Here is a 12,337-nt window from a genome sequence, read left to right as displayed (position 1 = left end):
CGTGCCGCACCCTCCTGTAGACTGGGATCTCACCGATATCCGGCTTCCCTCGCATCCTGCCCAATTCTTGAGGCAGGAGCTCATCGTGTGTGAGTCCGCAAAATAGTGGGCAGTTTCTTCATAGGGGAGCGGCCGGACTGGTGTTTGAGTCCGAATGTGCCGCGGATCCCGCCTCGTCAGAGCCACGGGTTATCCGCCCCTATGAATGAGGTAATGCCCCGTGTCTTCCGACATGTCCACCAACACGCCCGAAACCCCCTCCGAAGAGACCCCGGTGAAGTTCTCCGACCTCGGGATCGATGGCCGCGTCCTCGCAGCCGTCGAGGACCTCGGCTATGAGACCCCGACCCCGATCCAGGCCGCGACCATCCCGATGCTCCTGGAAGGCCGCGACGTCGTCGGTCTGGCCCAGACCGGCACCGGCAAGACCGCAGCCTTCGCGATCCCCGCCCTGTCACGGATGGCCGAATTGGCCGATCAGAACGGGACCGCCCGCAATACCCAGGTTCTGGTCCTGGCCCCGACCCGCGAACTCGCGCTACAGGTCGCCGAGGCCTTCACCTCCTACGCCAAGCACATGGGTGACTTCACCGTCCTGCCCGTCTACGGTGGCTCCCCCTACGGCCCGCAGCTCTCGGCCATGCGCCGTGGCGCCCAGGTCGTCGTCGGCACCCCGGGGCGTGTGATCGACCACATCAACAAGGGGTCCCTGGACCTGTCGCATCTGCAGTACGTCGTCCTCGACGAAGCCGACGAGATGCTGCGCATGGGCTTCGCCGAAGAGGTCGACAAGATCCTCGAGGCCACCCCCGAGGAGAAGCAGGTGGCCCTCTTCTCGGCCACGATGCCCGGCTCCATCCGCCGGATCTCCAAGCAGTACCTGCGCAACCCGCAGGAGGTGTCGGTGAAGTCCTCGACCACCACCGGCAAGAACACCCGCCAGCGGTACGTCCAGGTGATGGGCGCGCATAAGCTCGACGCGATGACCCGGATCCTGGAATCCGAAGCCCACGAGGGCGTCATCGCCTTCGTGCGCACCAAGATGGCCACCGAGGACCTTGCCGATAAGCTCAAGGCCCGCGGATTCACGACCGCAGCCATCAACGGCGACATCCCGCAGCAGCAGCGCGAGCGCACGGTCGAGAACCTGCGCAGCGGCAAGATCGATATCCTGGTCGCCACCGATGTTGCGGCCCGTGGCCTCGACGTCGAACGCATCAGCCACGTCTTCAACTACGACATCCCGCACGACACCGAGTCCTATGTGCACCGCATCGGCCGCACCGGCCGGGCCGGACGCCAGGGTGACGCGATCCTGTTCATGACCCCGCGTGAAAAGCACATGCTGCGCGCCATCGAGCGGGCCACGCGCCAGCCGGTCGAGGCCATGGCGCTGCCCAGCGTCGATATCGTCAACGATAAGCGCCTCGAGCGTTTCGCCGGCCAGATCTCCGAAACCCTGGCCTCCCAGGAGCTGGGCGTCTTCCGCAACCTCGTGGAGAAGTTCGAGGCCGAACATGACGTCTCGGCAGTGGAGGTCGCCGCAGCCCTGGCCCATATGGCCCAGGGTGGACGCCCGCTGCTGATGGAGGAACTGCCAACCCCGCCGGCCAAGCAGGCACGCATGTCCAAGGGCGCCAAGGATGGCTTCGGCTCCCGCGGGCCGACACGCACCCTCACCGAAGGCAACGCGACCTACAGGATCGCCGTCGGACGTCGCCAACGCGTGATGCCCGGATCGATCGTCGGTGCCCTGGCCAATGAGGGCGGCTTCAACTCCGGCCAGATCGGCGGGATCGATATCCGCGCCGACCACACCTTGGTGGAGTTGCCCGCCGAACTGTCCAAGGACCAGTGGAACTCGCTGTCCCGCACCCGCATCGGTGGCGAGCTGATCCGCCTGGAGCTGGATACCGGCCGTGCGCCACGCCGCGAACGTGAAGGCGGCGGGGGCGGCTACCGCAAGGACCGTGGCGGCTTCGACGGCAACCGTGGCGGCGGCGGAGGCTACCGCAAGGACGAGGGAAGCCGTGGCGGCTCCGGCGGATCGCGTAAGCCCCGTAGCTCCCAGCGCAGCTTCGAAGGCGGCCGCGGCCGCAGCTACTAGCAGCCGCAGGGCCCACTGCGGCCCGCCGACTGACAAGGTTTGAAGGCCGGGTGTCCCCACGGGGATGCCCGGCCTTCAGTCCGTCCAGGGGCCCGCGGTGACGGGGTAGTCGTCGGTCCGATGAGGTCCGTGCGTGCGCTCATTATGTGGCGTCCAACACAAGGAGTGCCCCCGATTTCATCCGGGCGGGAAATGCTGGTAATGTTTTTCTCCGTTGCCCCCCTAGCTCAGTGGTAGAGCGCGTTCTTGGTAAGAACGAGGTCACCGGATCGATTCCGGTGGGGGGCTCTGAATGGAAAGCCCGCGTCCGTGTCGACTCGCGAGAGAAACCGACGCAGACGCGGGCATTTCACATTCGTGGCGGTGTAGCTCAGCTGGTTAGAGCGCACGACTCATAATCGTGAGGTCCCGGGATCGAGTCCCGGCACCGCTACCCATAGGAATCCGTCCCGTTCGCGGGGCGGATTTCGTCGTTAACGCGGCCGCAGCATCCCGAACCCCTCCATCTATGCTGGAGGGATGGAATCACCGGCCCTGCTCAGTAGCGGTATCGAATGGCCCGCCGATGGCACCACCCCCTCCTGGACCCGGCGCACCCGTCACGGCGCAGGAGCCGACATCGTGTTGGAACCGGGAACAAGCTGCTCCTTCGCCGTGGCCCCCGGACGCTGGTGCCTGGGCCATACGTTGGTCCACGCAACCGAGGGGTGGGAACACGTCGATTGCCCCGACGCCGCACGTGCCGAACGCGGAACCCAATGTGGGTCCTGCGTGGCGCGTGACGAAGCCCGCTTCATGCACGACTTTCACCGTTCGGGGATCGCCCCGCCGGGTTTACGCGCCTATCTGGCCCGCCCGCAGTGGCTCTACGTCGCCACCTTCGCCAACGGGGCCTCCAAGGTCGGTACCGCGGGGGAGGGCAATAAGTGGCGCCGGCTCGCCCAGCAGGGTGCCGTCAACGGCACCTACGTGGCGTTGGCAGCCGACGGACGTGTGGTCCGCGTACTCGAGGACCTGGTCACCGAACGACTCGGTCTGAGCCAAGCCGTGCGGTCCTCGGCCAAAACCTCGGGATTGACCGAGCCGGGGCAGGGCGGCCCCTCTGCCACTGGAGTGTACGACGCCGGTTCGCTGGCCGGGGTGCACCAGGAGGCAGCGGAGCGCGTGCTGGCCCTGCTCGCCGAGGATCCCGCGGTCCGCGAGCTCGAGGTCGAACCCGCGGAGGAGGCCTTCGCCCCGCCCCGACAGGCTCGGATGATGCTGGCTGCCTGGGATGCCGGGGAGCTCTATGCCTACCCCGGATGGCTCAGCGCCAGTACCCACGGTTTCGTCGTCGAATCCGTGCTGGGCCAGAGCCTGGGTGTGCGTTTGGAGGGCTCGGAACGTCTCTACGCCGCCGATGCCGCGGTGCTCAAGGGGCGCAGGGTCACCCCGGGCGAGTACTCCACGGCGATACCCGCCGCGCAGGACTCCTTGTTCTGACCCCGATACACTGGAGGGCATGATCAGCACACCCTGGGAATCGGCGTCGAGCCTCTATAAGCTCCTGGTGATCGCCTCCATGTCCATTTCCGGGCTGGGCATCATCCTGGCGTTGGTCGGCGCCAACACCACCAACCGTCCGCTGATGTACACGGCGGTCGCCATTATCCTGGTCGGCCTGCTGACCCATGTGGGGGGTCTGATGGTCCGTGGCCGAGATGTGAAGGCCTATCGGCGGCAGAACCCGCCGGCCCCCCAACAGAAATCCGGGCGCTAAGACACGCTCAGCTGGCCTCGTCGGCCTCGCGGTTCTCACGTACATGTTTGCGGGCATGGTCGATCGCCGGTTCCAGCTCATCGAAAGAGTGGCGGTAGTGCCTCAGGGCGGCGATCACCCCGACGGTATCGGCGAGCTGGAGATGCTCGGGTTTGATGCCCTTGATCAACACGGTGACCTTGCGGCGTTCCAGCGCCCCGATGATCTCCACCAGGGCGTGGGCGCCGGTCGCGTCGAGCATCCGCAGCCGTGACAGGCGCAGGATCACCACCTCGACTCCCGTCACCGATTGCAGGTCCTGCAGGATTTTCTCTGCTGCCCCGAAGAACATGGCCCCGTCGAGCCGGAAGATGGCGATCCGTTCGTCGCCCTCCGCTGCGGGGCCTTCCAACGGTTCCCTGGCGACTCCCGAGGCCTTGGCGACGGTGCGCAGGGCAAAGAATGCGGCCACGAGCACTCCGATCTGGATGGCCTCGATCAGGTCGAAGGCCACGGTGACGACCGCGGTGATCACGAACAGGGCGGCATCGGCTCGACTCGAACGCAGAATGGAGGCCATGGTGTGTCGGGAGACCATACGGGTAGCGGTCACCATGAGAATCCCGGCCAGGACGGCCAGCGGGATGCGTCCCACCAGCTGGGACCCCGCATAGACGACCACCAGGAGCAGCAGGGCGTGCACCACGGAGGCCAAACGGGTGCGAGCACCGCTGCGCACATTCACCGCGGTCCGGGCGATCGCCCCGGTGGCTGGCATGCCCCCGAAGAGCCCCGCGGCGATCGACGCCAAGCCCTGGCCAAACAGCTCGCGATCGGGCTGGTATGGGCCCGTGGCGGAGCCGTTGGGGCCCACCAAACCGGCGGCGACCCGCGCGGAGAGCAACGATTCAATGGCTGCCAGGGCCGCGACGGCCAGGGCGGGGCCGGCCAGATCGGCGATGAGGGGCACCGTGAAGCCGGGGAAGGAGGGGGCACTGAGCGCCGAGGGGAGTTCCCCGATCCGGGGAATATCCAGCTGGAGCCATTCGGCGGCGACGGTGATGAGCACGACGGCGGCCAGGCTAGCGGGTAGCCCTGGATGGATCCGGGGGCCGAACACCATCAATGCGGCGACCAACAGCACGATCCCCAGGGTGATGGCTGCCGTGGGCCACAGGGAGGTCGAGGCGGCCAACCAGGCAGCCACCGCGGTGTTGAGTCCGGCGGGGGCCGTGGTACCGGTGGCCAGCGGGACCTGTTGCAGGAAGATGATGGTCCCGATGCCGAGCGTGAACCCCTCCACCACGGGCCACGGGATGTAGGCCACGGCGCGGCCCACCCCCAGGAATCCTGCGGCCAGCACGATCACTCCGGCCATCACCGAGAGCAGGGCGATCGAGCCCGCCCCATGGGTGGCGACGATGGGCGCGAGGATCACCACCATGGCCCCCGTGGGGCCGGAAACTTGCACATGGGAGCCACCGAAGATGGCCGCCACGAATCCGGCGACGACGGCCGTCACCAGTCCGGCTGCCGCGCCGACTCCCGAGGTCACGCCGAAAGCCAGGGCGAGAGGAAGGGCGACGATCCCCACCGTCACCCCGGCCAGGATGTCGGCGCGCCAGGTCGTGGGGAGTTCGGCGTAATCGTTCAGGGTCGGCAGGAACGAGTGGATGCGCCGCATGGCCTTCATCGTGGTCCCGCGCTCGTCCGGTCGTTCAGGAAGATCCGCGCAATATCCAGCAATTCAGAGATCCCCGGGTGGGCGAGTGAGTAATAGACGTGGCTCGCTCGGCGTGCGGAGGTCACCACCTGGTGGCGACGGAGCACCCTGAGATGCTGGGATAGATGGCTGGACTCGATGTCCATCTGCTCCAAGAGGTCGGACACCGTGGCCGTCCCACCCTCGGCGGCGCACAGGATTTCCAGGGCCCGGATGCGTGCCGGGTGGGCGAGGCCCTTGAAAAGGTTGGCCTTGATTTCATATAGGGGCCGTTGCTCATCGTCCAGGAACATGTCGCCTTTCACCACAACTCGCTGACTTGATCAATCCATCATACCGGAGGGGGCGTGGCCGGGAACACGAGCCACGTTCCACCATCGTTCGCCCCCTGCCGGGGCCCGGTGTCATAGGCTGGAGGCCGAGCAGTTCCAGCCATCGACGTGCCTGACAGCGAGGACATATGAGCATCAATCCGGCCCTTGAAGGGCGCAGCTATCCGGCGGGAGGGACCTATGTGGTCTCCCGGGAGAAGATTCGCGAATTTGCGACGGCCACGAAGGCCACCCACGGCGCCCACTACGACCTTGAAGCCGCAGCCTCGCTCGGCCACGCCGATCTCGTGGCGCCGCCGACCTTCGCGATCATCGTCGCCCAACGGGCCGATGCCCAGTTGATTGCCGATCCGGAGTCGGGCATCGATTTCTCCCGGGTGGTCCACGCCGACCAGCGCTTCACCCTGCACCGCCCCATCGTTGCCGGCGATGAACTGGTGGCCGAACTGCATGTGGACAAGGTCCGCGGTATGGGAACCGGCGCGATGATCACCACGCGCGCGGAAATCACCACGGCCGGCGGGGAATCCGTCGCCACCACCATTTCGTCGATTCTCGTCCGCGGAGAGGAAGCAGCATGAGCAACATCGATGTCGCCACCCTGGAAAAAGGCCAGGAGATCGGCAGCAGCACGCTGCACGTGAATCGAGCCGATCTGGTGCGCTATGCCGGGGCCAGCGGTGACTTCAACCCGATCCACTGGAACGAACGCTTCGCCACCGAGGTCGGGCTGCCCGGGGTCATCGCCCACGGCATGTTCACCATGGGCGCCGCCGTCACCCTCGTGGAGGACTGGGTCGGTGACCCCGGAGCGGTCATCGACTACCAGAGTCGCTTCACGAAGCCGGTCATCGTCGAGGATCCGGCCGGCACGAACCCCTCCGACGCGCAGGGCACCGCCTTGGACGTCACCGGTGTGATCGGGGCGCTGGATCTCGAGGCAGGCACGGCCCGCGTGGACCTGACGGTCATGGCCGGTGGCGAAAAGGTCTTGGTCAAGGCGCAGGCACTGGTCCGTCTCTGATGGGCCAACTGCTGTCCACTCTGACCACCAATGGGGTCGGGGGGCCCGCCGGTACCTACCTCGAGGCACGGACCGAGCAGGAGCTCGTCACCGCTGTGCGGGAAGCCGACGACGCCGGCCACCGGCTCCTGCTGGTGGCCGGGGGCTCCAATCTGGTCATTTCCGACGACGGCTACCCGGGCACGGTGCTGCGGGTGGTGTCCCGGGGCGTGGATATTGCCAGCGCACCCGGTGGGACCCGAGTCACGGTACAAGCGGGGCACCCCTGGGACGACGTCGTCCAGCGCACCCTCGACGCCGGCCTGGTAGGGCTCGAAGCCTTGTCGGGGATTCCCGGTTCGGCAGGCGCCACCCCGGTACAAAACGTCGGCGCCTATGGGACCGATGTGTCCAAAACACTGGAATCTGTTCGGGCCTGGGACCGGCAGGAAGCCCGCCTGGTGGTTTTCGGTGCCGCCGATCTGGACTTCGGATACCGGAACTCCCTCCTCAAGGCGACCACGGTGGAGGGTTCCCCCCGTTACGTGGTCCTGGACGTCAGCTTCGTGCTGGAGACCTCCGAATGGGGAGCACCGATCGCCTATGCCGAGCTCGCCCGGACCTTGGGCGTGTCAGCGGGCGACCGGGCGAAGGCAGCTGCCGTCCGCTCCACCGTTCTGGGCTTGCGCGCAGGAAAAGGCATGGTGTTGGACCCCTCCGACCGGGATACCTATAGCTCCGGGTCCTTCTTCACGAACCCGATCGTCGATGCCGAGACCGCTGCATCCCTGCCCGAGGACGCACCGCGTTTCCCCGCCGAGGGCGGAACCAAGCTCTCTGCGGCCTGGTTGATCGACCGAGCCGGCTTCGCCAAAGGTTTCGGGCTCCCCGGCACCCCGGGCGCTTCACTGGCCGGGGGGAGGGCTTCGCTCTCCACCAAACACACCCTGGCGATCACTAATCGTGGTGAGGCCACCGCGCAGGACCTGCTGGCCATCGCCCGGGCCGTTCGCGACGGCGTCAGCGAACGTTTCGGGGTCACCCTGCATAACGAGTCGCTGCTCATCGGTATTGAGCTCTAAGGACACGGAAGGATTAACATTTCCTCCCCGTGCAAGTCATCGTGGACTTTTAGGGCTGAACTGACGCATTATTGAGGCATGGAACACGAGACGAGCCTGGAACACGCGATGGATCTGGCCGAAGGCAACATGAAGGAAGCCAAACGCTTGCTCGACCAGGGCAAGGCGGCCCATGCTGCCGGGGAGATCAGCGATGAGCGGATGGCCTCGCTGCAGCGACTCTATGACACGGCACATGAGGATGTGGGACGCGCCCGCCACGACACCTGAGTCAACGCGAGCCGGTTGGCTATGCCTCGAAGGGCGGGGGTACCGCGGGTCGAACCGCTGGTACCCCCGCCCTTCGCGTCTCCCGGGCCCGGGTGGCCGGGGCCTAGCCGGCGGCAGGCCTAGCCGCCGGTAGTTTCCAAGGCGGTGAAGACCGGGTCGTGGCCGCGGGTGAAGACCCCCACCGTGGCCGGGGGAACTTCAACCCAGTGCCGTTTGCTCCAATGCAGCTCCAGCGGTTCGGAGGCCACCAGCTGGGCGTCGGCGGGCAGCATCTCCAACTCTCCGGTGCCGGCCCCGAAGCCGACGCCGACATGCAGTGTCATCGCTCCAGAGGAGTGGAAGAGCGAGGGGGCCTTGACCGCCGGGGCGTCGGGGCTGACCCACCGCAGGACGTACAGCCGCTCCCCATCCGAGGCGGCGATGGTGGCCCGGAACGGCTCGGCCAGGCCCCGGTCCTTCCGGGCCTGCTCGATCCGGAGGATCATCCGGGTCAGTGCCCGGACGGGGTCGGTAGCCAATCCGTAGGTGAGGGCCAGGAAGAAGCAGACCTCGGTATCGCTATTACCGCGGATGAAGGGGTAGAGCTCGGGGGCCACATCGAAGGTCAGTTCACGTTTGACGGCACTGAAGCCGTTGATGTCACCGTTGTGCTGGAACATCCACCCGGCATGGACAAAGGGGTGGCAGTTGTCCTGGGCGATGGTTCCCCCGGGGGCGGCACGCACATGGGCCAGAAAGCATCCGGAGGAGATCTGCGCCGCAAGATGACGAAGGTTCTGGCTGTCCCAGGCGGGAGTGATCTCCCGGTACTGCCCCAGCGTGCCGTTGACGCCCGCCCACGCCAAGCCGAACCCGTCCCCGTTGGTGGGGAAGGCATGGTCGCGGAACTGAGAAGACATGGCCAGCGAGGGCAGTTGGAGATCCCGGGCGAGCAGGCTCTGGTCCAACAGTGAATGATTTGGCCTGGTCAGCACCGTATCCATGGTGATGGGTGATCCCACATAGGCAAGCCAGCGGCACATGGCCACCTCCACAACTGGTTGGTCAGGCCAGTCTGGACCCGGGCAGCCGTGCAGGCAACAGGCTGGGCTGCAGCCCCGCTTAAACGACGACGACGGCTCCCGGAGGGCAGCCGTCGTCGTGGCGGGTTCAGGGACTAGAGGCGCCCCAGGGCAATGGCCAGCATGCGGCGCAGCGGTTCGGCGGCACCCCAGAGCAGCTGGTCGCCGACGGTGAAGGCCGAGAGGTACTTCGGGCCCATTTCCATCTTGCGGAGACGTCCAACCGGGATGTCCAGCGTTCCCGAAGCGGAAACCGGGGTCAGCTGCTCCATGGTGGCCTCCTTGGAGTTGGGGACCACGGTGGCCCACTCGTTGTCTTCGGCGAGGATGCGCTCGATTTCATCCAGCGGCAGGTCCTCGGTCAACTTCAGGGTCAGGGCTTGCGAATGCGAGCGCATGGCGCCGACGCGAACGCAGAGACCATCGAGCATGATGTGGTTATCCGCGGTGGTGCCCAGAATCTTATTGGTCTCCGCTCCGGCCTTCCATTCCTCCTTGGACTGGCCGTTGCCCAGATCGGCGTCGATCCACGGGATGAGCGAGCCGGCCAGCGGAACACCGAACTCGGAGGCATCCAAGCCGCTGCGCTGGGCCTCGAGGACCTTGCGGTCGATCTCCAGGATGGCGGAGGAAGGATCTGCCAGCTCGGTGCCTACGGAGGAATGGATCCCACCGAATTGGTTGAGCAGTTCGCGCATGTGGCGGGCACCGCCACCGGAGGCCGCCTGGTAGGTCATCGCCGTACCCCATTCGACCAGCCCGTTGCGGAACAGTCCGCCCAGGCCCATGAGCATGCACGAGACGGTGCAGTTGCCGCCGATGAAGTCCAGGGTGCCGCCGGCCAGTCCGGCGTCAATGACATTGCGGTTCACCGGGTCCAGCACGACGATCGAGTCGTCGTTCATGCGCAGGGTGGATGCTGCATCGATCCACAGGCCCTTCCATCCCCGGGCCCGCAGTTCGGGATGGACGCGCTGGGTGTAGTCACCACCCTGGGCCGTGACAATGATGGGCAGCTTGGCCAGCTGGTCGACGTCGTACGCATCCTGCAAAACGTCCGCACCCGCGGCGAACGAGGGGGCGGGGCCACCCGGGTTTGAGGTCGAGAAGAAGACCGGGTCGATGCCCTCGAAGTCCCCTTCGTCGAGCATGCGTTGCATGAGCACGGAGCCAACCATGCCTCGGTATCCAATGAATCCAACGGTAGAAGTCATTCAACCATCGTACGGTGGGCAGTGGGTCGAACCCCAGCCGGGTTACTTCGCCCAGCCGCCCATGCCGGGCTTCCCAGCCGGATCCTGACTCTTTTTCGTGGGGCCTGGGCTACTGATCGGAGAGCAGTTTGGCGCGGCGGTTGATGGCCCAGAAGGCACCCAGGGCAAAGGCCTGGGTGATCGTGAACAACACGATGATCCCGCCGATGACCTGGCCGGTGATGATCATCCAGAGCCCGAGTGCGGCACAGATCAGGGCCAACAGGGGGAAGAGCATGAAACCGATCGCGAAGAGCGGTTCCGGCTTCGTCGTCAGTTCCTTGAAAGCTTCCTTCACTTAGCTGCGCTCCCAAAGTTCGTGGCGGTATTCGGTCCCGTTGGCGGCAGTCAGCCATCCCTGCGACGGTTCGCTGAGCGTCAATTTCCAGACGGGAGACAACCGGGGAGCCCGGGTATCGCCCGCGGCGTCGATGTTGATGACCGTGACCACTGCGGTGTCGGCCAACGGCTCGTAGGCGGCGTAGACCTCACCACCGCCGCAGATCCAGGTCTCGGCCGGGCCCTCGGCGGTGGCCGCGATATCCAGTGCCTCCTGGGGGGATCCGGCCACCGAGGCGCCAGCTTCGGCTACCTCGGATGCCGTCTGGGCTTCGGAGGTCAGCACGATGTTGGTACGGCCCGAGAAGGGGCGGAACTTCGGTGGGATCGAGGCCCAGGTCCGCCGGCCCATGATGACCGGGTGGCCCATGGTGGTGTTCTTGAAATGCTTCATGTCCTCGGGCAGGTGCCAGGGCATGGTGCCTTCCTGGCCGATCACCCCGTCCACCGTCTGGGCCCAGATCATGCCAATGCGCCCGGCGGCACCGGTCTGGCCTGCCGGCGTAGCGTCCGTGGTCGCGTCGGCGGAGTGGCGGCTCATACGGCCACCGGTGCCTTGATGGTCGGGTGGTGTTGGTAGTCGAGGATCTCGAAGTCCTCGAGCCGGTAGTCCAGGATGGACTCCGGGGTGCGGGTCAACCGCAGCCGGGGAGCCGGGTAGGGTTCCCGGCCGAGCTGTTCGTTGACCTGGTCGAGGTGGTTGTCGTAGATATGTACGTCCCCGCCGGTCCAGATGAACTCCCCGACCTCGAGGCCGACCTGCTGGGCTACCAGATGGGTGAGCAGGGCGTAGGAAGCGATATTGAAGGGGACCCCGAGGAAGGTGTCGGCGCTGCGCTGGTAGAGCTGGCAGGAGAGTTTGCCGTTGGAGACATGGAACTGGAAGAAGACATGGCAGGGCGGCAGAGCCATGTTCTCCAGTTCGGCCACGTTCCAGGCCGAGACGAGATGGCGGCGGGAATGCGGGTTGGTCTTCAGGGCGTCGACCACTTGGGTGATCTGGTCGATATGTCCACCATCAGGGGTGGGCCAGGAGCGCCACTGCACCCCGTACACCGGCCCGAGGTCGCCGTTCTCGTCGGCCCATTCGTTCCAGATCCGCACGCCCTGTTCCTGCAGCCAGGAGACGTTGGATTCCCCGCGGAGGAACCACAAGAGTTCGGCGGCCACCGATTTGAAGTGGACGCGCTTGGTGGTGATCAGCGGGAATCCGGCTTGCAGATCAAAACGAATTTGCCGGCCGAAGACACTGCGGGTGCCGGTTCCGGTTCGATCCGGGGACGGGGTGCCGTTTTCCAGCACATCGCGGAGCAGATCCTCATAGGGGGTGGGTATAGCCATGGCCAAAGTCTACCGGTCTCCAGGGGGCCTAGGTGTATTGACCACTGAGGTTGGGTACGCGGGCAGCGGGTGGAAGTCCTCGTAGTGA

Annotated in this window: 14 protein-coding genes and 2 tRNA genes; 9 read left to right on the top strand and 7 right to left on the bottom strand. The window is 66.0% G+C overall.

Going from position 1 to position 12,337, the window contains the following annotated elements:
* Positions 1-232: 232 nt before the first annotated feature.
* From FM101_RS09840 to FM101_RS09820, 5 genes are all read left to right on the top strand, one after another.
* On the top strand, positions 233-2,107 hold the full coding sequence (locus FM101_RS09840) for a DEAD/DEAH box helicase (protein WP_086999034.1): 1,875 nt from the start codon (positions 233-235) through the stop codon (positions 2,105-2,107).
* A gap of 216 nt (positions 2,108-2,323) precedes the next feature.
* A tRNA-Thr gene (locus FM101_RS09835) sits at positions 2,324-2,395 on the top strand.
* A gap of 71 nt (positions 2,396-2,466) precedes the next feature.
* Positions 2,467-2,540: transfer RNA gene (locus FM101_RS09830), tRNA-Met, on the top strand.
* 86 nt (positions 2,541-2,626) lie between these two features.
* A complete protein-coding gene (locus FM101_RS09825; RefSeq protein ID WP_241895304.1) occupies positions 2,627-3,589 on the top strand; it encodes a DUF2797 domain-containing protein in 963 nt (320 codons plus the stop codon).
* 19 nt (positions 3,590-3,608) lie between these two features.
* The gene (locus FM101_RS09820) at positions 3,609-3,866 is read left to right on the top strand and encodes a hypothetical protein (RefSeq protein WP_086999031.1); all 258 of its coding nucleotides are present in this window, start codon (positions 3,609-3,611) and stop codon (positions 3,864-3,866) included.
* A gap of 7 nt (positions 3,867-3,873) precedes the next feature.
* Here the strand turns inward: FM101_RS09820 and FM101_RS09815 are convergent, their stop codons facing one another.
* Both FM101_RS09815 and FM101_RS09810 read right to left on the bottom strand, forming a co-directional pair.
* Positions 3,874-5,529: a SulP family inorganic anion transporter gene (locus tag FM101_RS09815; RefSeq protein ID WP_086999028.1), complete on the bottom strand. Its 1,656-nt coding sequence runs from the start codon at positions 5,527-5,529 to the stop codon at positions 3,874-3,876.
* A gap of 5 nt (positions 5,530-5,534) precedes the next feature.
* Positions 5,535-5,861 (bottom strand): ArsR/SmtB family transcription factor, encoded by a 327-nt coding sequence (locus FM101_RS09810; RefSeq protein ID WP_086999025.1) that lies wholly within the window; start codon positions 5,859-5,861, stop codon positions 5,535-5,537.
* 167 nt (positions 5,862-6,028) lie between these two features.
* Between FM101_RS09810 and FM101_RS09805 the strand changes: the two genes are divergently transcribed.
* The 4 genes from FM101_RS09805 (at position 6,029) to FM101_RS09790 (ending at position 8,255) form a co-directional block, all read left to right on the top strand.
* The gene (locus FM101_RS09805) at positions 6,029-6,481 is read left to right on the top strand and encodes a MaoC family dehydratase N-terminal domain-containing protein (RefSeq protein WP_086999023.1); all 453 of its coding nucleotides are present in this window, start codon (positions 6,029-6,031) and stop codon (positions 6,479-6,481) included.
* Positions 6,478-6,924: a MaoC family dehydratase gene (locus FM101_RS09800; protein WP_086999020.1), complete on the top strand. Its 447-nt coding sequence runs from the start codon at positions 6,478-6,480 to the stop codon at positions 6,922-6,924. Before FM101_RS09805 ends, FM101_RS09800 begins: the two co-directional genes overlap by 4 nt.
* Positions 6,921-7,985 carry a UDP-N-acetylmuramate dehydrogenase gene (locus FM101_RS09795; protein WP_086999017.1) on the top strand — a complete coding sequence of 355 codons (1,065 nt, stop codon included), beginning with the start codon at positions 6,921-6,923 and terminating at the stop codon, positions 7,983-7,985. The genes FM101_RS09800 and FM101_RS09795 overlap by 4 nt, the downstream gene beginning before the upstream one ends.
* Positions 7,986-8,063: 78 nt before the next feature.
* Entirely contained in the window at positions 8,064-8,255 is a 192-nt protein-coding gene (locus tag FM101_RS09790; protein ID WP_086999014.1) for a hypothetical protein, read from the top strand.
* A gap of 119 nt (positions 8,256-8,374) precedes the next feature.
* On the opposite strand, the gene FM101_RS09785 is transcribed toward FM101_RS09790, so the two are convergent.
* From FM101_RS09785 to FM101_RS09765, 5 genes are all read right to left on the bottom strand, one after another.
* Entirely contained in the window at positions 8,375-9,277 is a 903-nt protein-coding gene (locus FM101_RS09785) for a class II glutamine amidotransferase (RefSeq protein WP_086999011.1), read from the bottom strand.
* 134 nt (positions 9,278-9,411) lie between these two features.
* The gene (asd, locus tag FM101_RS09780) at positions 9,412-10,530 is read right to left on the bottom strand and encodes an aspartate-semialdehyde dehydrogenase (protein WP_086999008.1); all 1,119 of its coding nucleotides are present in this window, start codon (positions 10,528-10,530) and stop codon (positions 9,412-9,414) included.
* A 109-nt stretch (positions 10,531-10,639) separates the two neighbouring features.
* Positions 10,640-10,867, bottom strand: a complete 228-nt coding sequence (locus tag FM101_RS09775; protein WP_342744379.1) for an NF038396 family protein — start codon at positions 10,865-10,867, stop codon at positions 10,640-10,642.
* Complete coding sequence (locus tag FM101_RS09770; RefSeq protein WP_086999005.1) at positions 10,868-11,449, bottom strand: dihydrofolate reductase; 582 nt, start codon at positions 11,447-11,449, stop codon at positions 10,868-10,870.
* A complete protein-coding gene (locus FM101_RS09765; RefSeq protein WP_086999002.1) occupies positions 11,446-12,249 on the bottom strand; it encodes a thymidylate synthase in 804 nt (267 codons plus the stop codon). The genes FM101_RS09770 and FM101_RS09765 overlap by 4 nt, the downstream gene beginning before the upstream one ends.
* Positions 12,250-12,337: the final 88 nt, after the last annotated feature.

The sequence above is a fragment of the Arthrobacter rhombi genome (genome assembly GCF_900163545.1).
Taxonomy (GTDB): Bacteria; Actinomycetota; Actinomycetes; order Actinomycetales; family Micrococcaceae; genus Arthrobacter_H; species Arthrobacter_H rhombi_A.
This window is presented reverse-complemented; position numbering and strand designations above follow the sequence as displayed.

Bases quoted from the DNA above. Each gene is read 5' to 3' on its own strand.
- FM101_RS09840 (WP_086999034.1), top strand. From the start codon at position 233: ATGTCCACCAACACGCCCGAAACCCCCTCCGAAGAGACCCCGGTGAAG.
- FM101_RS09825 (WP_241895304.1), top strand. From the start codon at position 2,627: ATGGAATCACCGGCCCTGCTCAGTAGCGGTATCGAATGGCCCGCCGAT.
- FM101_RS09820 (WP_086999031.1), top strand. From the start codon at position 3,609: ATGATCAGCACACCCTGGGAATCGGCGTCGAGCCTCTATAAGCTCCTG.
- FM101_RS09815 (WP_086999028.1), bottom strand. From the start codon at position 5,529: ATGCGGCGCATCCACTCGTTCCTGCCGACCCTGAACGATTACGCCGAA.
- FM101_RS09810 (WP_086999025.1), bottom strand. From the start codon at position 5,861: ATGTTCCTGGACGATGAGCAACGGCCCCTATATGAAATCAAGGCCAAC.
- FM101_RS09805 (WP_086999023.1), top strand. From the start codon at position 6,029: ATGAGCATCAATCCGGCCCTTGAAGGGCGCAGCTATCCGGCGGGAGGG.
- FM101_RS09800 (WP_086999020.1), top strand. From the start codon at position 6,478: ATGAGCAACATCGATGTCGCCACCCTGGAAAAAGGCCAGGAGATCGGC.
- FM101_RS09790 (WP_086999014.1), top strand. From the start codon at position 8,064: ATGGAACACGAGACGAGCCTGGAACACGCGATGGATCTGGCCGAAGGC.
- FM101_RS09785 (WP_086999011.1), bottom strand. From the start codon at position 9,277: ATGTGCCGCTGGCTTGCCTATGTGGGATCACCCATCACCATGGATACG.
- asd (WP_086999008.1), bottom strand. From the start codon at position 10,530: ATGACTTCTACCGTTGGATTCATTGGATACCGAGGCATGGTTGGCTCC.
- FM101_RS09770 (WP_086999005.1), bottom strand. From the start codon at position 11,449: ATGAGCCGCCACTCCGCCGACGCGACCACGGACGCTACGCCGGCAGGC.
- FM101_RS09765 (WP_086999002.1), bottom strand. From the start codon at position 12,249: ATGGCTATACCCACCCCCTATGAGGATCTGCTCCGCGATGTGCTGGAA.